The following is a 19,290-nucleotide window of genomic DNA, read 5'->3' on the forward strand; positions in this document are numbered from 1 at the left end:
GGGTGAAGACGGACGGACGGGCGCGACCATGAGTGTGACGAGCGAGAGCGCTGCGCAGCAGACGCTGCACCGGGTGTTCGGCTACGAGACGTTCCGCGGTGAGCAGGGCGCGGTGATCGAGCATGTCGTCGGGGGCGGCGACGCGGTCGTGCTCATGCCCACCGGCGGCGGCAAATCCCTCTGCTACCAGATCCCCGCCCTGGTCAGGCCGGGCACCGGCATCGTGATCTCCCCGCTGATCGCGCTCATGCAGGACCAGGTGGACGCCCTGCGCGCGCTCGGTGTCCGCGCCGGTTTCATGAACTCCACGCAGGACTTCGACGAGCGCCGCTCCATGGAGGCCCAGTTCGTCGCCGGTGAGCTGGACATCCTGTATCTGGCTCCCGAGCGGCTGCGCCTCGACTCGACGCTCTCCCTGCTGGCCCGTGGTGAGATCTCCGTGTTCGCCATCGACGAGGCGCACTGCGTCGCCCAGTGGGGCCACGACTTCCGCCCCGACTACCTCGCCCTGTCCGTGCTGGGCGAGCGCTGGCCCGACGTCCCGCGCATCGCGCTGACGGCCACGGCGACCGACGCCACGCACCGCGAGATCACCCAGCGCCTGGGCATGCCCGAGGCCCGGCACTTCGTGGCCAGCTTCGACCGGCCCAACATCCAGTACCGCGTCGTGGGGAAGTCCGACCCGAAGAAGCAGCTGCTCACCTTCCTCAAGGAGGAGCACCCGGGGGACGCAGGCATCGTCTACTGCCTCTCGCGCAATTCGACCGAGAAGACCGCCGAGTACCTCAGCCGCAACGGCGTCGAGGCCGTGCCCTACCACGCAGGGCTGGACGCCGGGACGCGCGCCGCCCACCAGTCGCGCTTCCTGCGTGAGGAGGGGTTGGTCGTCGTCGCGACCATCGCGTTCGGCATGGGCATCGACAAACCGGACGTCCGCTTCGTCGCCCACCTCGACCTGCCGAAGTCCGTCGAGGGCTACTACCAGGAGACCGGCCGCGCGGGGCGTGACGGGGCACCGTCCACGGCCTGGATGGCGTACGGCCTCCAGGACGTCGTCCAGCAGCGCAAGCTGATCCAGGGTGGCGAGGGCGACGAGGCGTTCCGCCGCCGCGCCGCCTCGCACCTCGACTCGATGCTGGCGCTCTGCGAGACCGTCCAGTGCCGCCGGGCCCAGCTCCTGACGTACTTCGGCCAGGAGCCCGGCGAGCAGACCTGCGGGAACTGCGACACGTGCCTCACCCCGCCCGAGACATGGGACGGCACAGTCGTCTCGCAGAAGCTGCTGTCGACCGTGGTCCGGCTGAAGCGCGAGCGGAACCAGAAGTTCGGCGCCGGGCAGATCATCGACATCCTGCTGGGCCGCAAGACCGCGAAGACCATCCAGTTCGACCACGACCAGCTCTCCGTCTTCGGGATCGGCGAGGAGCTGGCGGAAGCGGAGTGGCGGGGCGTCGTGCGCCAGCTCCTGGCCCAGGGGCTGCTGGCGGTCGAGGGCGAGTACGGCACGCTGGTGCTGACCGAGGAGAGCGGCTCGGTCCTCGGCCGCGAGCGTGAGGTCCTCCTGCGCAAGGAGCCGAAGCGGCCGACGACCCGGTCCGGCGGCTCCGGAGAGCGCAAGGCGAAGTCGGCGGCGGCGGCGGCCGACCTCCCGGCGGAGGCCGTCCCGGTCTTCGAGGCGCTGCGTGCCTGGCGCGGGGCGACGGCGAAGGAGCTGGGCCTCCCGGCGTACGTGATCTTCCACGACGCGACGCTGCGGGAGATCGCCACCCTGCGTCCCGCCTCGCTCGGTGAGCTGGGCGGTGTCAGCGGCCTCGGCGAGAAGAAGCTCGCGACGTACGGCGAAGGCGTGCTGGACGTGCTGGCCGAGCTGGGCGACGCGGCGGCCTCCGCCGCCGTCCCGGAGACGGCTCCGGCAGCGGCCCCGGAGCCGAAGGCCCCGCCCGCCGCTGCCCAGGACACCGACCCGGAGTTCGGCTGGGGCGAGGAGCCGCCCGAGTACGAGTGAGTGGAGCTACTCCGGCCTTGCCGCCCGGCCGCGGGAGACGATCGCGGTCAGGTCGAGATCGACGCTGAAGGGAGTGGACACCTTCATCCGGTCGTGGAAGATCCCGGTGGAGGTGTAGGCACCGGTCGCGGGTTCCAGCTCGAAGACGTAGACGACGGCTCGGCCGTCCTGGTTCTCCACCCGCCAGTAGTGCGGGACCCTCGCCCGCGCGTACTTCACCGGCTTGGTCTCCCGGTCGCGGGTGACGGACTCGTCGGACACGACCTCGATCGCCAGCAGCACACTGCTCGCGGGGAACCGTGTCTGCCGAAGACTCTCGACCGCGTCCGCGCGCACGACGACGACATCGGGTTCGGGCCGGTTCTGGAAGTCGATGTCGATGGTGAACTCCCGGACGACCTCCAGCTCAGGCGGTGCCAGTGACTGCAACTGCCAGTTGAAGAAGTCGACCGCCCGCGTATGGAACAACGTCTGCGGACTCACGAAGACCAGACTCCCGTCGATCAGCTCCGTATGCGGAGGCAGATTCGGGAGTGTGTCCAGGTCATCGGCGGTCCAGCCGCCCACGGGCGGGACCGCCCACCGCGGCTGGGGGGCCTCGGGTTCGATGCTCATCAGTGCTCCCATGGGACGAAGCCTCGCGGGTGCGTTCAGCGTATCCGGCGAAAACCGATCATGGCCGCCCAAACGTGTGAGCGAGTCACGCGCCGTTGACCAGCACCCTCGCTGCACCACCGGGGCCGTCCACTCCTCGCGGGCCCTGAGCGGGCGGCTGTGGCTCCGCGAGGAGTGCCGGAGCGGCGACGGTCAGGACGAGGACGTGATCCGTCCGGTGACGTCACCGAGCCCGACCCGGGTGCCGTGCGGTCCCGGTGCCCAGGCGGTCAGGGTGACCGTGTCGCCGTCCTCCAGGAACGTCCGCTTGCCCTCGGCGAGCTCCAGCGGGTCGCGGCCGTTCCACGTGAGTTCGAGCAGGGAGCCGCGCTGGGCGGGCTCAGCGCCGCTGACCGTGCCGGAGCCGTACAGGTCGCCCGTGCGCAGGGAGGCGCCGTTCACCGTCATCTGCGCCATCTGCTGGGCGGCCGTCCAGTACATGGAGGAGAACGGCGGCTCGGCGACCACCTGGCCGTTGATCTCGACGGTGATCCGGAGGTCGAAGCCGCCGGGTTCCTCGTCCTCGGAGTCCTCCAGGTAGGGGAGGAGCGGGAAGTCCCGGGCGGGTGGGGTCGTGCGGGCCGCGTCCAGGGCCTCCAGCGGGGTCACCCAGGCCGACACGGAGGTGGCGAAGGACTTGCCAAGGAAGGGGCCCAGCGGCACGTACTCCCAGGCCTGGATGTCCCGCGCCGACCAGTCGTTGAGCAGGGAGAGTCCGAAGACGTGCTCGCGGAAGTCGCCGAGCGCCACCGGGGAGCCCTGCTCCGAGGGGACGCCCACCACGAAGCCGACCTCGGCTTCGATGTCCAGCTTCACCGAGGGGCCGAAGACGGGGGCCGGGTCGGACGGCGCCTTGCGCTGCCCGGAGGGGCGCACCACGTCCGTACCGGAGACGACGACCGTGCCGGCCCGCCCGTGGTAACCGATCGGAAGGTGCTTCCAGTTGGGGGTGAGGGCCGCCCCGTCGGGGCGGAAGATCCTCCCCACGTTGGTGGCGTGGTGCTCGCTGGCGTAGAAGTCGACGTAGTCCGCGACCTCGTACGGCAGGTGCAGGGTCACCGAGTCGAGCGGGTACAGCAGTGGCTCCAGGTCCGGGCGGTGGGACGGCACCGTCACCCACGCCGTCAGTGCCCTGCGCACGTCCCGCCAGGTGGTGCGCCCCGCCGCCAGCAGGGGCATCAGGGTCGGCTGCGCCAGGAGTCTGGCGTACGGCGAGCCGAGTGCGTGTGCCGCCGCTCCGGCGTCCAGCACATGTCCGCCGATGCGGACTCCGACCCTTCGGTCCTCGGGGTGCCCGGGGGTGGAGAACACACCGTACGGAAGGTTGTGCGGACCGAAGGGATCGCCCTCGGCCAGGTCGAGCGGGCTGCTCTGCTCGGGCATCTGTCGCTGCCCCTTTCCAGTCGCTTGAGGAACACGGTACGTCGGCGTCGCCGGTCGGCGGCAGTGCCTCAAGTAGGCGTATTGCCCGGAAAGTTACGTGATAACCCTGCTCGTCCCCGCTCCGCGCGCGAGGTCAGCCCGCCGTGCGCGGGATCCTCTTCTCCCAGGTCCGGTGGAAGACGATCTCCTCGCCGTCCTTGCAGACGACCTCGTTGGACGTGATGAAGTCGTCCGCGTCCGAGGTCGTCTCCGAACGCGTCTCGACGCGGACGTCCCAGGACATCTCCGGCCGGTGCAGGCGGATCGTCCAGTCCGAACGGGCCCTGGCCGACAGCGGGTCGTCCTGCTGGATCGTGTACGTCTCCAGCGCGTCCTCGGTGAACTCCAGCCCGTCGGGGTAGACCCGGGTACCGCCGTAGCGCGGATCGACCTCCAGGCGCCATTCGCCCTTGGCGACGTCGCGGACGACCAGACGCTCCGGGCGCTGCTCGTCGAGCGTGACCGGGAAGACGACCCCCAGCGGCTCCGACTGCTCCGGCTCGCCGAAGGTGATCGACGGGTCCTCGGTGTGCCGGCGCACGGGGAGTTCGACGAGGCTGCCCTCCGCCTCCAGCGTGAAGCCCGCCGAACCGGCCTGGGGCCAGATCCACGGCCAGTAGGAGGAGGAGATGGCGACCCTGATCCGGTGGCCGGGCGGGAAGGTGTACCCGATGCCGTTCAGCTCGAAGTTCACGTATTCGGCCTCCCCGACGGGCCAGTCCTCCGCGCGGTCGCGCCCGTGACGGGTGGCCAGATTGAGGGCCCCGCGGGTCACCAGGGTGGAGGCCCCGTCCGGTGCCACGTCGCAGAGCCGGGCGATCACCTGGCCGCGCGGTACGTCCATCCGGAGCAGGAGCGTCACCCGGGGGCGGCCGAGGATCTCGATCGGGGCGTCCTCGACGGGGAACTCGAAGCACACCGACTTGGCGTCCTCGTCCCGCTGGTCGGGAGGCAGGTCGGCGTCGTTGCCGAACGGGAAGAAGCGGCCCGCGTCCAGCCCGGTCTGCTCCGGCGAATTCACGGTCTGCGCCCCGCCCCCCAGCGCGTACGTGACCGCGGCGACGTTCTCCGAAGGCCAGCTCGCGTCACCGACCCAGCGGCCGGGCAGCGTCTCGTAGACCGTGGCGGGGCGGTGGGAGCCGCTGATCCAGGACCGCAGCAGGGGCTCGTTCATCACCCCGGTGTCCTCGTCCTTGAGGTGCTGGTCCCACCAGCGCAGCGTCTCCTGGAGGAAGCCGATCGCGGGGCCCGGGGGGAGTCCCCGGTCCGGGTACTGGTGCGACCAGGGGCCGATCAGACCGCGTACCTGCCCGGGGTCCAGGTGCTCGACGAGCCGCAGGACGGTGTCCCGGTACGGGTCGTGCCAGCCGCCCACCGCCAGGACCTTCGCCTTGACCGCCCCGTAGTCCTCGCAGACGCTGCCGTGCTTCCAGTAGTCGTCGCGGGTCTGGTGCGCCAGCCAGGTGTGGATGAACGGCTCCACCTTCTCCAGCCGCCGCAGCCACATGTCCCGCCAGTCGTCCCCGACGTCCGCCGGGTCCGGGGGGCGCGAGACGAAGGCCAGCATGGTGGAGGCCCAGGCGTGCATGTCCACGCCGAGGACCGAGCCGCCCATGTAGTGGACGTCGTTGTCGTAGCGGTCGTCGGCCGAGCAGACCGTCACGATCGCCTTCAGGGGCTCCGGTGCGAGCGCGGCGATCTGGAGCGAGTTGAAGCCGCCCCAGGAGATGCCGAACATGCCGACGCGTCCCGAGCACCACTCCTGCTCGGCGAGCCAGTGCACGACGGCCACGCCGTCGGCGAGCTCCGTCGCGTCGTACTCGTCCCCCGGCATGCCCTCGCTGTTGCCGTGCCCGCGCACGTCGACGCGCACGGAGGCGTAGCCGTGGCCCGCGTACCAGGGGTGGCGCTGCCAGTCGCGCGGCGCCGTCCAGTCGCTGAGCCGGTAGGGCAGGTACTCCAGCAGCGCGGGCACCGGCTCGTCGGTGACCGGCCGCCAGATCCGGGCGTACAGCTGAGTGCCGTCGGCCAGCGGGATGTAGAGGTCCTCGTGGGTCGTCTCGTACGGGAATTCGGTGCGGATCTGCATGGGGGACACCTCAGTGGACGGGGTGCATGGTGCGCTTGAGCCAGGGAGCGGCGGCGATGACGGCCAGACCGGCCACCACCGCGATAGCGCCATTGACACCGAAGTAGGCGGGGTTGGACACCTCGCCGTACAGCTTCACGATCTGGGACTGGATGCCGTTGGCCAGGGCCAGCGACAGGAACCACAGCGCCATCGTCTGGCTGGCGAACGCCTTGGGCGCGAGCTTCGTGGTGGCGGACATGCCGGACGTCTCCACGAGGATGTCCCCGAGCCCCAGCAGCAGGTAGGAGCCGGCGATCCACCAGGCGGCCATCGTGTAGGTGTCGTCGGCGTGACCGGAGGTCGGCAGGACCATCAGGAGGAAGGACAGCCCGCCGAGGATCACCCCGATCGCGATCTTGTTCGACGCGTGGGGCTGGCGCGGGCCCATCCGGGCCCAGACGGTGGCCACGACGGGCGCCAGGGCGACCTCGAAGGCGCCCAGGGCCGAGGCGTACCAGCTCGCCGGGAAGTGGAAGCCGAAGATCTCCGTCCGGGCGTTCGTCGAGGCGAGGAGGATCATCGTCGAGTACGCCTGGAAGAGGATGAAGTTGAAGACGACGGAGGCCAGGAAGAGCACGACGTAGGGGCGCAGCCTGCCGCGTTCCTCCGCGGTGACCCGGGGGCTGCGGAACATGACCACGAAGTAGACGACGGGCGCGATCACCGAGATGACGGTGAGCACGTCCACGAAGCGGTCCATCGTGAGCCAGCCGGCCAGCGTCAGGGCGGTGGCCACCAGGGCGACCACCACGGCGCCGGCCACGATCGTCAGCACGGCCCGGCGCATCGGGCCGGGGGCCAGCGCGTACTCGGCGGCGTGCTTTCGCCCGGCCAGGTGACGCCGGCCCGCGACGTACTGGATCAGGCCGAGCGTCATGCCGAACGCGGCGGCCGAGAAGCCCCAGTGCCAGCTCGCGTGGTCGCCCAGCCAGCCGGTCACGAGCGGGCCGGCGAAGGCGCCGATGTTGATGCCCATGTAGTAGAGGGCGAAGCCGGCGTCCCGGCGCTCGTCCTCGGTGCCGTAGAGCTTGCCGACCATCGAGGCGACATTGGGCTTGAGCAGGCCCGTTCCCGCGCTGATCAGGCCGAGTCCCACCCAGGTCATCGTGTCGGTCGGCACGGCCATGGAGTAGTGGCCGCAGGCGATGAGGATGCCGCCGTACAGGACGGCGCGGTACGAACCGAGGATCCGGTCCGCCAGCCAGCCGCCCGCGACGGAGACCAGGTAGACGAGGGTGCCGTACGCGGCGGACACGGACGCGGCGGTGCCCGGGTCCATGCCCATGCCGCCGTTCGAGACCTTGTCGGCGAAGAAGAGGACCAGGATCGCCTGCATCCCGAGGAACGAGAAACGTTCCCAGACCTCCAGCCCGGACAGGGTCATCAGACCCCGTGGCTGGCCGAAGAAGGCGGTGTCGTCCTCGGGCGGTGGCTGGGTCGGCTCGGTGCCGGTCGTGGCGTGGGACAAAGCGACAACTCCTGATCGTATGAGCTGATCCCGAACATACCGGCGGTGGCGGGAAGGCGCCCACGGTGATCCAAACGGGACCGGATACGCTGAGTTGAGTGAGGACAGCGACACATCGACATTCCGTGTGATCGTCAGCAGACAGGAGATCCCCTCGTGACCGTCGTCGGGCCGTTCGGACTGAGCGTGCGGGACCAGGCTCTTGAGGCCGATGTCCAGGCCGGTTTGGCCGCTGTCGAGGCGGGGCTGCTGGATGCCACCAAAAGCGAGGTCCCGTTCATCACGGAGGCCGCGCAGCACCTCGTCAGCGCGGGCGGCAAGCGCTTCCGGCCGCTGCTGGTGATGCTCGCGGCGCAGTTCGGTGACCCCGACGCGCCGGGCGTCGTGCCCTCGGCCGTGGTCGTCGAGCTGACGCACCTGGCGACGCTGTACCACGACGACGTGATGGACGAGGCGGACGTACGCCGCGGGGTGGACAGCGCCAACACCCGCTGGGGCAACTCCGTCGCCGTCCTGACCGGCGACTTCCTCTTCGCCCGCGCCTCGCACATCCTGGCCGACCTCGGCCCGCTAGCCGTCCGCATCCAGGCGGAGGCGTTCGAACGCCTGGTCACCGGCCAGATCCTGGAGACCGCGGGCCCGCGCGACGGACGCGACCCCGTCGACCACTACCTGGACGTGCTGAGCGGCAAGACGGGCTCGCTGGTCGCCGTCTCCGGCCGGTTCGGCGCCCTGATGGCGGGGGCCGACGAGTCGGTCGTCGACATCCTCACCCAGTACGGCGAACGCCTCGGCATCGCCTTCCAGCTCGCCGACGACGTCCTGGACATCGCCTCCGACTCCCACGAGTCGGGCAAGACGCCCGGCACCGACCTGCGCGAGGGCATCCCCACCCTGCCGGTCCTCCTCCTGCGCGCCCGGGCGGAGGCCGAGGGCCGTCCGGAGGACAAGGAGCTCGTGGCGCTGCTGGAGGGCGACCTCGCCGACGACGCCCTGCTCGCCGAGGCGCTGCGCAGGCTGCGCGCCCACCCCGCGCTCGAACAGGCGCGCCGCGACACCGTCCGCTACGCCCAGGAGGCGCGGGCGACGCTGGCGCCGCTGCCCGAGTGCTACGCGAAGGCCGCGCTCGAGGAGCTGTGCGACGCCGTGGTGCACCGCGCGGGCTGAGCCGTACGGTCCACCGACCCCTAAGGGCTCGGTGGACGGTGCACTCCCGGGGTCATCCCGGAGAGGTAGGCACAGTTGCACCCGAGGGCTGACGCTTGTCCCCGCCCGATTTGGTCAGATGGAGAACAACCACTCCTGACCACATCGGGTGAGAACGGCGGCGGGGAGTGGGCACGCTCAACGGGATGGCAGCCGCCGACCACGGAGGTAGAGCACACATGGCACCGAACGACAGCGCAGAGACCAACGGCGAGGCCACGGGCACTGTCGTGGGCCGCCGGAAGGCGGCGCGCTACATCGTCCCGTTCGCGGTGGCGGGGGTGGCGGCGGCGACGATCGGACTCGTCCCGGCCCTGGCGGACTCCGGAGACCCGGAGCTGCCGGACATCACCGCACAGGAACTCGTCGAGAAGATCGCCGCGTCGGACGAGGAGCAGCTCTCCGGCACGGTGAAGGTCAGCACCGACCTCGGCATCCCGTCGTTCGGCGGGCTCGCGGGCTCCTTCGCGCCGGGCGGCGGCGCGGGCTCGGGCTCGGGTGAGTCGGGCGCGGCCCCCGAGGCCAAGCTGATGGAGCTGGCGTCCGGGACGCACACGCTCCGGGTCGCGGCCGACGGCCCCGACAGGCAGCGCCTCTCGATCCTCGGCGAGGGCTCCGAGTACAGCCTCGTACACAACGGGGACGACGTCTGGGGCTACGACAGCGAGAGCAACGAGGTCTATCACGCGCGGTCCGACGGGCGCGCGGGCGGCAAGGCCGGGAAGCACAAGGCGCCGGAGGGGGTGCCCGCCACTCCCCGGCAGCTCGCCGAGGAGGCGCTCGCCGCCGCCGACGACACGACGTCCGTCACCGTCGACGGCACGGCGCAGGTCGCGGGGCGCGACGCCTACAAGCTCCTGATCAAGCCGAAGCAGTCCGGTTCGACGATCGGGTCCGTCACGGTCGCGGTCGACGCCTCGACCGGGCTGCCGCTGAAGTTCACTCTGGCCCCGAGCGGCGGCGGCAAGGCCGCGGTCGACGCCGGCTTCACCGAGGTCGACTTCGCGAAGCCCGCCGCCTCCTCCTTCACCTTCACCCCGCCCAAGGGTGCGAAGGTGACCGAGGCCGACGAGATGCGGGCCGAGGCGGAGAAGAAGGGTGCGCAGGGCAAGGCGCGGAAGGACCTCGGCGCACTGGAGGGCTTCCAGGGGCTCAACGTCATCGGTGAGGGCTGGAACGCCGTCGCCGAGATCGAGATCCCGGGCAGCGCGGGGATGCCCGCCCAGGGCTCCGGCGACATGCCCGCGCAGGCACAGCAGTTCCTGGACGCGCTCGGCGACAAGGTCACGGGCGACTTCGGCTCGGGCACGGTCTTCAAGACGCGCCTGGTGAACGCGCTGATGACGGACGACGGCAAGGTCTACGTCGGGGCGGTCACCGAGGACGCGCTCGTGAAGGCGGCCGACACCGCGAAGTAGGACGCACCGCACGCCCCGCCCCGTCGTACGCTCCGTACGGCGGGGCGGCCCGTGCGGCGGGGCGCCCGGTACGCGGCGCGGCCGGACACGGGCGCCGGACAGGGAGCGACGGGACCGGGGAGTGCGCATGACCGAGACAGCGGCCGCCGCGGCGGCCACGGGGACGGGACCGGGGCCCGGCACCGTGATCGAGACGCGCGGGCTCACCAAGCGCTACCGGGGCGCCCAGCCGGCCGTCGACGGCCTCGACCTCACCGTCCCCGCCGGCAGCGTCTTCGGCTTCCTGGGGCCCAACGGCTCCGGCAAGACCACCACGATCCGGATGCTCCTGGGGCTCATCGACGCCACCTCCGGAACCGCCCACGTCCTGGGGCGACCCATGCCCGCCGCCTCCCGCACGGTGCTCCCGCAGGTCGGCGCGCTCATCGAAGGGCCCGCCCTCTACGGGTTCCTGACGGGCCGCGACAATCTCGTGCGCTTCGACTCCGCAGACCCGACGGCCGATCCGCGTACCCGGCGCGCACGGGTGGAGAGCGCCCTGGAGCGCGTCGGCCTGGCCGCGGCGGCCGGCAAGAAGGCCAAGGCGTACTCGCTCGGGATGAAGCAGCGCCTCGGGCTCGCCGCCGCCCTGCTCCAGCCGCGCGGACTGCTCGTGCTCGACGAACCGACCAACGGCCTCGATCCGCAGGGCATGCGTGAGATCCGCACCCTGGTCCGGGAGCTGGCGGCCGAGGGCACCACCGTCTTCCTCTCCTCCCACCTGCTCGACGAGATCGAGCAGGTCTGCACCCACGCGGCGGTGATGGCCCGCGGCCGGCTCCTCGTCCAGGGGCCGGTCGCCGCACTCGCCGCGGACGCCAGGGGCAGGCTCGCCGTCACCACGCCCGACCCCGGTGACGCCGCCCGTGTCCTGACCGCACACGGGGCGACGGGGCTCGTGACCGACGGGGACCGGGTGAGCGCGGACGCGCCCCCGGGCGACGTGGAGCTCGCGGACCTCAACGCCGCCCTGGTGCGTGCCGGCGTCCGCGTACGCGCCTTCGGCGTCGAGCGGGCCTCGCTGGAGGACGCCTTCGTCGCACTCACCGGAGAGGGATTCGATGTCGCAGGCTGAGCTCACGGCCGTACCCGCGCCACGCGTACCGCGCCGGGCGCGGTGGACCCTGGGGATCCTCCGCTCCGAGCTGACCACCATGCTCCGGCGGTGGCGCACCCTGGCCCTCCTCGGGGTGCTGGCCGCCGTGCCCGTCCTCATCGGCGTCGCCCTCAGGATCGAGACGGGCGACGGATCGCGGGGCGGACCGGGCGGCGGGGGCGGTCCCGCCTTCCTCTCCCAGGTCGCCGGCAACGGTCTCTTCCTGGTCTTCGCCGCGCTCTCCGCGACCCTGCCCGTCTTCCTCCCGATGGCCGTCGGTGTCGTCGCGGGGGACTCCGTGGCCGGCGAGGCGAGCGGCGGCACGCTGCGCTACCTGCTGGTCGCCCCGGCGGGCCGCACCCGGCTGCTGCTCGCGAAGTACGCGTCGGTGCTGGTGTTCTGCCTGGTCGCCACCCTGGTCGTGGCGGCGTCGGCGCTCGCGGCCGGCCTGCTGCTCTTCCCCGTCGGGGAGGTCACGACGATCTCGGGGACCCGGATCGGCTTCGGCGAAGGGGTCCTGCGGGCGGGGCTGATCGCGGTCGCGGTGGCGGCGTCCCTCATCGGGTTCGCGGCGCTGGGCCTCTTCGCCTCGACCCTCACCGACAGCGGGATCGCGGCGATGGCGGCCACGGTCGGGGTGCTGATCACCGTGCAGATCCTGGACACCATGCCGCAGCTGGACGGGATCCACCCGTATCTCTTCCCGCACTACTGGATGTCCTTCACGGACCTTCTGCGCGACCCGGTCTACTGGGACGAGACGGTGAGGAACCTGGGCCTGCAGGCGTTGTACGCGGCGGTGTTCGGCTCTGCGGCCTGGGCGCGTTTCACGACGAAGGACATCAGCGTCTGAGGGGGCACGGCATGGTCCGCCCGTACCGTCGGCCGGTCGAGCCGTCCCCCGATCGGCTCGTCGCGGCACGAACGGCACGAACGGTCTGCTGCGGAACGTCACGACACGGTACGTTCCGTTTCCAGCCTGATCATTGTTCGACTTCTGGCGACGACCTGTCAACAAGCGGTGGACAGAATCCCCCTATGCTCACCGAATGATCACATCGCCGAGTTCCCTGCGCCGCAGCGAGAAGTCGCGACGGGCGACGCTGGACGCAGCTCTGGAACTGTGCACGGAGAAGGGGTACGGACGGGTCACGGTCGAGGCCATCGCCGCCCGTGCCGGTGTGAGCAAGAAGACGATCTACCGGTGGTGGCCCTCGAAGGGCGCGGTGGTGCTGGAGGCGTTCGCCGGCGTGCTCGCCGGCGTCACACCGTTCATCGACACCGGTGACATCGAGGCGGACCTGCGGACCCACATCGGCAGTCTGGTGAAGCTGATGTCCACTCCGCCCTACGGCCCGGCCTACGCCGGGATCCTGTCGGAGATGCACCACGACGACGACCTCGCGCGGGCCGTCCGCGAGCAGCTCGTCGACCCCCGGGTCGACGCGGCCGTGGAGCGGCTGCGCCGCGCCCAGGAGCAGGGGCAGATCCCCGACGGCGCGGACCTTCCCCTCGCGGTGGAGATGCTCTACGGCCCCGTCTACTACCGCCACGTGCTGCGCAAGCCCGCCCAGGACGAGGTGACGGTCGCGACCCTCGTCTCCCACGTCCTGCGGTCCCTGGCCGCCGGGGGTGCACCGGGCCCGGGGCGCCTCGGCTGAAGAAGACACTTACTTGTGTACGCAGCACATCGGCGCGCGACGGGTCGAGTGGGGCGGTTTTCAGCCGAACAGGCGCTCCAGCACCACGGCCACCCCGTCCTCCTCGTGGGAGAGCGTGATCTCGTCGGCCTCGGCCCGGAGCTCGGCGTGGGCGTCGGCCATCGCCACGGTGTGGCCGCAGAGCCGGAACATCGGCAGATCGTTGGGCATGTCACCGAAGGCCACCGCCCCCGCCGGGTCGCGGTCCAGCAGCTCCGCGGCCCGTGAGACGCCGGTGCCCTTGTCCACGCCGTAGGGCGCCAGTTCCACCGTTCCCGGGCCCGCCATCGTGACGGATGCCAGATCGCCCACCGCGCCGCGGGCCGCCGCGGCCAGTTCGTCGTCGGTCAGCTCCGGGTGGCGTATCAGCACCTTGATGACGGGGGCCGTCCACAGGTCCTGGCGGCGGCCGGCCCGCTGGGCGGGGAGGGACGGGTGCGGCATCAGGTAACCCGGCTCGGTCAGGGTCCGGCCGTCGGTGCCGTCCTGGTCCACCGCGGCGAACACCTGCCCCACCTCGGCCTCGATCTTGCCGAGCGCGGCGTCGGCCAGCTCCCGGTCCAGCGTCACCGAGCCCAGCATCCGTGCCGCCCCGGCGTCGTACAGCTGCGCGCCCTGGCCGCAGACCACGAGGCCGTCGTAGCCGAGGTCCGTCAGCAGGGCGCGTATGCCGGGCACCGGACGGCCCGTGACGATCAGATGCCGCGCACCGGCGGACGCGGCGCGGGCGAGGGCTGCACGGGAGCGAGGACTCACGGTGTCGTCGGAACGCAGCAGCGTGCCGTCCAGATCCGTGGCGACGAGGGTGTATGCGGCGGGTGGCGTGAACATGGGGTCAGCCTAGAGAGATCGCCCTGCCGCCGTACGCCGCTGACCTGCGAGGACGGTCGGGCCCGTCACTGGACGCAGAATTCGTTGCCCTCCGGGTCCAGAAGCACCTGCCAGGTCCCCCCGGGCTCCTCGACGAGCCGCAGCACGCTCGCGCCCAGACCCACCAGCCGGTCCGCCTCCTCCTCGCGCCGGCCGGGCGCCGCGTGGACGTCGATGTGGAGGCGGTTCTTCACCGTCTTGGTCTCCGGGACGCGCTGGAAGAGCAGCCGGCGGCCGAGCCCCGCACCGCTCTTCTCGTCGTAGGGGTCGTCCGGATGCCGCGCCGCGGCGAGATCGCGCCAGGCACGGCGGCCGTGCGGCTCGACCGTGTCGGCCTCGGTCACCACGCCGGCGCCGAGCAGCTCCTCGATCAGGACGCTGTTGTCCTCCACGAGGTAGCCGAGGGCCTCGGCCCAGAAATCGGCCTGGGCGTGCGGGTCGGTGGCATCGATGACGAGCTTCCAGTGAAGAGTCATGAGAACCGTTTGTACTGGCTCGGTGAACGTCCCGGCAACGGGCACGCCGGAACCGGGGCCGATTCCTCGTACACCGCGGGAGGTGTGGGGGACCGGGGTGCTGCAGGGCCCGGCCGACCCGGGGTCTCAGTGCGGCGGGCAGGTCCCGCAGGTGTGCCCGCCGAGCGCCGTCAGCAGCTCCCCGGCCGCCGCGCTCACCGCCGGGTCGCCGTCGCCGGCCAGCCGCTCGGCCGTCGGCAGGCCCGCCAGGACCGCCAGATGGGCACCCCTGGTCCACTCCGGGTGGTGCGCATGGCCGTGGGCGAGGATCGTCCCCAGCAGTCCGAGCACCCCGGCCCGGTCCTTCACGGTGTCCATGGCGGCGAGTTCCCACAGGAACGGCACGGCGGCGACCGTCGCGTCGAAGACGGCCAGGGCGCCGATCCACTGCCCCAGATCGCTCAGCGCGTCCTCGGCCGATTCACTGTCGCCCCAGGCGATCCGCGACAGCATCCCGGGGATCTGCGAGGCGGAGCCCTGGGCATGGCGCAGCTCATGCCACTGCACGTGCCGCATGTCCCTCAGGATCGTCCCCATCCGGGCACTCAATCAGCCTTTGCCAGTGCCGTCCACCATGCCTGCCACACTCATCGGATCCGGCTCCCGGGCCCTGTCCAGCACCTCCAGATACCGCCGTACATCGTCGAACCCCTCCGTGTCGGAGATCAGGCCCACATGGTTGTCGGGGCGGACCACGACGACGGTGTCCCGGCCGATGCCGTAGGCCGCGCGGGCCGCCCCGTCCCGGTCGTGCAGGGCGTCCGGACCTGCGGCGGCCGTCCCCGGTCCCATGGCCCCGGCGGCGTACACGCGCACGGCGCGCACCGCGTCGCCATGGGCCCCGGCGGCCTCCCGCAGCGCCTGCTCGGTGCCGGCCCCGAAGCCCAGCACGGTGAGGTGCGGCCCGGCGAAGGTGCGGAAGAGGCGGGTGGGCTCACCGGTCGCCGCCACGGCGCACGGGGCGTCCGGGGCGCGGTCGCCGGAGCGCAGGGCGCCGCCGCCCCCGGGGCGGGCGAGTGAGCTCCACCGGTAGTCGCGGTCGAGCCCGTTCGTCGAGGGTGTGATCGCGCTGTCCAGCCCGCCGCCCGGCCTCCTGATCGCCTCCAGGGTGGCCCGCAGCCGGTCCGAGGTCAGGTCCAGCGTCCAGGCGGCGACCGGAAGGCGCTCCTCCTCGTAGGTGTCCAGCAGCTCCTCGCCCGCCCGCCCGCGCACCACCTGGGCGAGCTTCCAGCCCAGGTTGAAGGCGTCCTGGATGCCGGTGTTCATGCCCAGCCCGCCGGCGATCGCGTGCACATGGGCGGCGTCCCCGGCCAGCAGGACCCTGCCCGCCCGGTAGCGGTCCGCCATGCGCACGTTGACGCGGTACGTCGAGAGCAGCGTGGCCTCGGTGAGTCGGGCGGCCGGGAGCCGGGTGTGCCGGGCGAAGAGCCGCCGGAAACCGTCGGGGGTGGGGGCGAGGGGGCGCCCGTCGGCGTCCCGCTCGGGGCCCGCCTGGAACCACCAGCCCGCCCGGGTCCCGGGGATGGGGCAGAGCATGACCGCGCCGTCCTCGTCGAACCACTGGTGCCAGACGCCCCGGTCCAGGACGCCCGGAGTGATCTCGACATCGCCGCAGACCATCACCTGTTCCTCGGCCGTCTCGCCGTCGAACGGGATGCCGAGCAGTTTCCGTACGCGGCTGTGGGCGCCGTCGCAGCCGACGACGTAACGGGCCGGGGCGCTGGAGCCGTCGGCGCAGGCGACGGTCACCGAGGTGCCGCCGTCGGTGAGGCCCACCACCTCGGTATCCGTCTCCACGGCCACGCCGTACCCGGCGAGGCGGTCGCGCAGGATCTCCTCCAGCCTCCACTGCGCGATCAGCCGGCCCCGGTCGTAGGGGGCGTCCGGTGTCGGCGCGGACCCGGCGTGCGGGTCCGCGTCCGCGACGGCCGCCCCGTCGCGGTACTTCCGCATCGGGAGCGGCGCCGAGCCTGCCGCCAGCACCGCCTCGACGACGCCCAGGTCCTCCAGCACCTCCAGGGAGCGGGGGTTGGGCCCCTTCGACCGCGAGCTGCGCGGATGTGCGGGCGACCTGTCCACGATCCGTACGGTGAGGCCGCGCCGGGCCAGATCGCACGCCAGGGTCAGTCCGGTCGGGCCCGCGCCCACGATCAGTACGTCGGTCATGCCTGCTCCTCGGTTCGCTCGTCCTGCGGAACAGGAAATCGCAACCGAGTAAGAAAAGCAACCTGGTAACTATTTAAGGGTTGAGGTGTCCGGATCCGGCGCGGAAGCGGAAGCCGTTCCGATGGGCGCCGCCACCTCCGCGGCCCGCACGGCCAGGCGTAGCGCCTCCGCCCTCGTGCGCCGTGCCGTCCGCAGCGCGTCCCAGGTCAGCAGAGTCAGGGCCACCCAGACCAGCCCGAAGCCGGCCCAGCGCTCGGGCGGCATCTCCTCGTGGAAGTAGAGGATGCCGAGCGCGAACTGGAACACCGGTGCCAGGTACTGCAGCAGCCCCAGCACGGAGAGCGGCACCCGGATCGCTGCTGCGCCGAAGCAGACGAGCGGGATCGCGGTGACGAGCCCCGTCGCGGCGAGGAGGGCGCCGTGCCCCGCGCCCCCGGACAGGAACGACGCGTCGCCGCTCGCCCCGAGCCACACGAGGAAGCCCAGCGCGGGCACGAACAGCACGGCGGTCTCGGCGGCGAGGGACTCCAGGCCGCCCATGTTGACCTTCTTCTTCACCAGGCCGTACGTCGCGAAGCTGAACGCCAGCACCAGGGAGATCCACGGCGGCTGCCCGTAGCCGATCGCCAGCACCAGTACCGCCGCGAAGCCGGTCGCCACGGCGGTCCACTGGACCGGGCGCAGCCGCTCGCCGAGCAGCAGGACGCCCATGGCGATCGTGACCAGCGGATTGATGAAGTAGCCGAGGGACGCCTCGACGACGTGGCCGTTGTTGACGGACCAGATGTACAGACCCCAGTTGACGGAGATCACGGTCGCGGCGACCGTGATGAGCGCCAGCCTCCGGGGCTGCCGTATCAGCTCGCCGATCCACGCCCACCGGCGCAGGAACAGCAGGGCGATGCCGACGACGCCGAGCGACCAGACCATCCGGTGGGCGAGGATCTCCACCGCCCCCGATGGTTCGAGCAGCGGCCAGAAGAGGGGGACGAGGCCCCACATCCCGTACGCGCCGATTCCGTACAGCAGGCCTGCCCGCTGCTCGTTCTTCCCCTTCACGGGCCCTCCCGGCACTCCTGTGTCGGCGATCGTCCGACGGCACGACGGTAGCGCCGGAAGAGCCCTCTGTCATTGCCGTCTCATGGAAACGGTCGTGACAGGTGGCGGAGGTACCCGTTCGGCCGGGACCGGTGTCCGTTCAGGCGCCGGCGACCGCCGCGGCGACCGTCTCGGCCAGGGGTGTGGACGGCCGGCCGATCAGGCGGGCCAGGTCTCCGCTCGTGCCGGCGAGCAGACCGCGGGAGATGGCCTCGTCCACGTCGACGAGGATCGCGGCGAAGGGCTCGGGGACCCCGGCTCCCACGAGGATCTCCTGGTGCACCGCGGCGGGTACGTCGTTGTAGGTGATCTCCCTGCCGGTCGCGGCGGCGACCGTCGCCGCGTACTCGGCGAGCGACCAGGCCACGTCACCGCTCAGCTCGTAGACCGCGCCGAGGTGTCCCTCGCCGGTCAGCGCGGCGGCGGCCGCGGCCGCGTAGTCGGCGCGCGTGGCGGAGGCGACGCGCCCGTCGCCCGCGTTGGCGACGACGGCGCCGTGCTCCAGGACGGGCGCCAGGTTCGCCGTGTAGTTCTCGGTGTACCAGCCGTTGCGCAGGAAGGTGTGGGGGAGGCCGGAGTCCAGGATCAGCTGTTCGGTCACCTTGTGCTCGGCCGCCAGCTCGAAGTCCGCGTCGGGCCCGCCCAGCACTCCGGTGTACGCGAGCTGGGCGACGCCCGCGGCCTTCGCGGCCTCGATCACGGCGGTGTGCTGCGGGATCCGGCGGCCTACCTCGCTGCCGGAGACCAGCAGTACGCGGTCCCCGGCGCGGAACGCGTCCGTGAGGGTCTCCGGCCGGTCGTAGTCCGCGACGCGGAGCTCGACTCCCTCGGCGGCGATCCGGGCGGCCTTCTCCTGGTCGCGGACGACCGCCGCGACCGATTCCGCGGGGACGGTGGCGAGCAGCCGCTCGACGACGAGACGGCCGAGCTCGCCGGTGGCTCCGGTGACAACGATGCTCATGGGTTTCCTCCTGGTGGGCCGGCTGGTGGGCCGGCTGGTGCGCCGATCCTCGGATGCGGACTCGTGGTACTCACTTTACGAGGGGCACTTTCTGGGCGACAGTACCCACATTGAAGTAAGGTACTGGTATGAGCGTGAGTAACCTGCGGTCCCCGGACGTCAACCAGCCGATGTGTCCCTCCCGGCTGGTGCTGGAACACGTCACCAGCCGCTGGGGGGTGCTCGTGCTCGCCGCGCTCCTCGAACGCTCCCACCGCTTCGGCGAGCTCCGCCGCACCGTGGGCGGCGTCAGCGAGAAGATGCTGGCCCAGACCCTGCAGACGCTGGAGCGGGACGGCTTCGTGGACCGGGACGCCAAGCCCGTGATCCCGCCGAGGGTGGACTACTCGCTCACCCCGCTCGGCAGGGAGGCCGCCGAGCAGGTCTCGGGCCTCGCCCGGTGGGCGGAGCGCAGCCTGGACGCGGTGGAGGGCGCCCGCTCGACGTACGACGAGGCCCGGAGCGGGTCGGCTCCGGGCCTCGTCGAACAGGGGTGACGGCG

General features: G+C 71.8%; 17 protein-coding genes. 7 read left to right on the plus strand and 10 right to left on the minus strand.

Translation table 11 applies throughout. The features are described 5' to 3' along the window. Positions 1-28 precede the first annotated feature (28 nt). Complete coding sequence (gene recQ / locus B9S57_RS30455) at positions 29-2,005, plus strand: DNA helicase RecQ (RefSeq protein ID WP_103760391.1); 1,977 nt, start codon at positions 29-31, stop codon at positions 2,003-2,005. 6 nt (positions 2,006-2,011) lie between these two features. Here recQ and B9S57_RS30460 read toward each other — a convergent pair whose 3' ends face one another. The 4 genes from B9S57_RS30460 to B9S57_RS30475 all read right to left on the minus strand — a co-directional run bounded on the left by B9S57_RS30460 (position 2,012) and on the right by B9S57_RS30475 (position 7,680). After that, entirely contained in the window at positions 2,012-2,620 is a 609-nt protein-coding gene (locus B9S57_RS30460; RefSeq protein WP_103760414.1) for a Uma2 family endonuclease, read from the minus strand. 192 nt (positions 2,621-2,812) lie between these two features. Further along, entirely contained in the window at positions 2,813-4,042 is a 1,230-nt protein-coding gene (fahA, locus tag B9S57_RS30465; protein WP_103760392.1) for a fumarylacetoacetase, read from the minus strand. A gap of 133 nt (positions 4,043-4,175) precedes the next feature. Then, positions 4,176-6,170 (minus strand): CocE/NonD family hydrolase, encoded by a 1,995-nt coding sequence (locus B9S57_RS30470; protein ID WP_103760393.1) that lies wholly within the window; start codon positions 6,168-6,170, stop codon positions 4,176-4,178. Between the two features lie 10 nt (positions 6,171-6,180). Continuing rightward, positions 6,181-7,680 carry a peptide MFS transporter gene (locus B9S57_RS30475; protein ID WP_103760394.1) on the minus strand — a complete coding sequence of 500 codons (1,500 nt, stop codon included), beginning with the start codon at positions 7,678-7,680 and terminating at the stop codon, positions 6,181-6,183. Positions 7,681-7,836: 156 nt separating this feature from the next. Between B9S57_RS30475 and B9S57_RS30480 the strand changes: the two genes are divergently transcribed. The 5 genes from B9S57_RS30480 to B9S57_RS30500 all read left to right on the plus strand — a co-directional run bounded on the left by B9S57_RS30480 (position 7,837) and on the right by B9S57_RS30500 (position 13,100). Continuing rightward, positions 7,837-8,847, plus strand: coding sequence for a polyprenyl synthetase family protein (locus tag B9S57_RS30480; RefSeq protein ID WP_103760395.1), 1,011 nt, complete (start codon positions 7,837-7,839; stop codon positions 8,845-8,847). A gap of 218 nt (positions 8,848-9,065) precedes the next feature. After that, positions 9,066-10,304, plus strand: a complete 1,239-nt coding sequence (locus B9S57_RS30485) for a DUF2092 domain-containing protein (RefSeq protein WP_103760396.1) — start codon at positions 9,066-9,068, stop codon at positions 10,302-10,304. Positions 10,305-10,431: 127 nt separating this feature from the next. Then, entirely contained in the window at positions 10,432-11,418 is a 987-nt protein-coding gene (locus tag B9S57_RS30490) for an ABC transporter ATP-binding protein (protein WP_103760397.1), read from the plus strand. Continuing rightward, positions 11,405-12,292, plus strand: a complete 888-nt coding sequence (locus tag B9S57_RS30495; RefSeq protein ID WP_103760398.1) for an ABC transporter permease — start codon at positions 11,405-11,407, stop codon at positions 12,290-12,292. The genes B9S57_RS30490 and B9S57_RS30495 overlap by 14 nt, the downstream gene beginning before the upstream one ends. 196 nt (positions 12,293-12,488) lie before the next feature. After that, a complete protein-coding gene (locus B9S57_RS30500) occupies positions 12,489-13,100 on the plus strand; it encodes a TetR/AcrR family transcriptional regulator (RefSeq protein ID WP_103760399.1) in 612 nt (203 codons plus the stop codon). Positions 13,101-13,160: 60 nt separating this feature from the next. Here B9S57_RS30500 and B9S57_RS30505 read toward each other — a convergent pair whose 3' ends face one another. The 6 genes from B9S57_RS30505 to B9S57_RS30530 form a co-directional block, all read right to left on the minus strand. After that, positions 13,161-13,970, minus strand: coding sequence for an HAD-IIB family hydrolase (locus tag B9S57_RS30505; RefSeq protein WP_103760400.1), 810 nt, complete (start codon positions 13,968-13,970; stop codon positions 13,161-13,163). Between the two features lie 65 nt (positions 13,971-14,035). Then, entirely contained in the window at positions 14,036-14,485 is a 450-nt protein-coding gene (locus B9S57_RS30510) for a VOC family protein (RefSeq protein ID WP_103760401.1), read from the minus strand. A gap of 126 nt (positions 14,486-14,611) precedes the next feature. Beyond that, the gene (locus B9S57_RS30515; RefSeq protein ID WP_103760402.1) at positions 14,612-15,061 is read right to left on the minus strand and encodes a hypothetical protein; all 450 of its coding nucleotides are present in this window, start codon (positions 15,059-15,061) and stop codon (positions 14,612-14,614) included. Positions 15,062-15,073: 12 nt separating this feature from the next. Continuing rightward, on the minus strand, positions 15,074-16,690 hold the full coding sequence (locus tag B9S57_RS30520) for an FAD-dependent oxidoreductase (protein WP_103760403.1): 1,617 nt from the start codon (positions 16,688-16,690) through the stop codon (positions 15,074-15,076). Between the two features lie 69 nt (positions 16,691-16,759). Continuing rightward, positions 16,760-17,749: an EamA family transporter RarD gene (gene rarD, locus B9S57_RS30525; RefSeq protein ID WP_103760404.1), complete on the minus strand. Its 990-nt coding sequence runs from the start codon at positions 17,747-17,749 to the stop codon at positions 16,760-16,762. A gap of 139 nt (positions 17,750-17,888) precedes the next feature. Then, complete coding sequence (locus tag B9S57_RS30530) at positions 17,889-18,749, minus strand: SDR family oxidoreductase (protein WP_103760405.1); 861 nt, start codon at positions 18,747-18,749, stop codon at positions 17,889-17,891. Between the two features lie 128 nt (positions 18,750-18,877). Here B9S57_RS30530 and B9S57_RS30535 point away from each other — a divergent pair, with 128 nt between their 5' ends. Beyond that, positions 18,878-19,285, plus strand: a complete 408-nt coding sequence (locus B9S57_RS30535; protein WP_103760406.1) for a helix-turn-helix domain-containing protein — start codon at positions 18,878-18,880, stop codon at positions 19,283-19,285. Positions 19,286-19,290 lie beyond the last annotated feature (5 nt).

The organism is Streptomyces sp. SM10 (assembly GCF_002910915.1).
Lineage (GTDB): Bacteria > Actinomycetota > Actinomycetes > Streptomycetales > Streptomycetaceae > Streptomyces.

Coding starts and splice junctions, on each gene's coding strand:
- recQ (WP_103760391.1), top strand. CDS start 29: ATGAGTGTGACGAGCGAGAGCGCTGCGCAGCAGACGCTGCACCGGGTG.
- B9S57_RS30460 (WP_103760414.1), bottom strand. CDS start 2,620: ATGAGCATCGAACCCGAGGCCCCCCAGCCGCGGTGGGCGGTCCCGCCC.
- fahA (WP_103760392.1), bottom strand. CDS start 4,042: ATGCCCGAGCAGAGCAGCCCGCTCGACCTGGCCGAGGGCGATCCCTTC.
- B9S57_RS30470 (WP_103760393.1), bottom strand. CDS start 6,170: ATGCAGATCCGCACCGAATTCCCGTACGAGACGACCCACGAGGACCTC.
- B9S57_RS30485 (WP_103760396.1), top strand. CDS start 9,066: ATGGCACCGAACGACAGCGCAGAGACCAACGGCGAGGCCACGGGCACT.
- B9S57_RS30490 (WP_103760397.1), top strand. CDS start 10,432: ATGACCGAGACAGCGGCCGCCGCGGCGGCCACGGGGACGGGACCGGGG.
- B9S57_RS30495 (WP_103760398.1), top strand. CDS start 11,405: ATGTCGCAGGCTGAGCTCACGGCCGTACCCGCGCCACGCGTACCGCGC.
- B9S57_RS30500 (WP_103760399.1), top strand. CDS start 12,489: ATGATCACATCGCCGAGTTCCCTGCGCCGCAGCGAGAAGTCGCGACGG.
- B9S57_RS30505 (WP_103760400.1), bottom strand. CDS start 13,970: ATGTTCACGCCACCCGCCGCATACACCCTCGTCGCCACGGATCTGGAC.
- B9S57_RS30510 (WP_103760401.1), bottom strand. CDS start 14,485: ATGACTCTTCACTGGAAGCTCGTCATCGATGCCACCGACCCGCACGCC.
- B9S57_RS30515 (WP_103760402.1), bottom strand. CDS start 15,061: ATGGGGACGATCCTGAGGGACATGCGGCACGTGCAGTGGCATGAGCTG.
- B9S57_RS30520 (WP_103760403.1), bottom strand. CDS start 16,690: ATGACCGACGTACTGATCGTGGGCGCGGGCCCGACCGGACTGACCCTG.
- B9S57_RS30530 (WP_103760405.1), bottom strand. CDS start 18,749: ATGAGCATCGTTGTCACCGGAGCCACCGGCGAGCTCGGCCGTCTCGTC.
- B9S57_RS30535 (WP_103760406.1), top strand. CDS start 18,878: ATGAGCGTGAGTAACCTGCGGTCCCCGGACGTCAACCAGCCGATGTGT.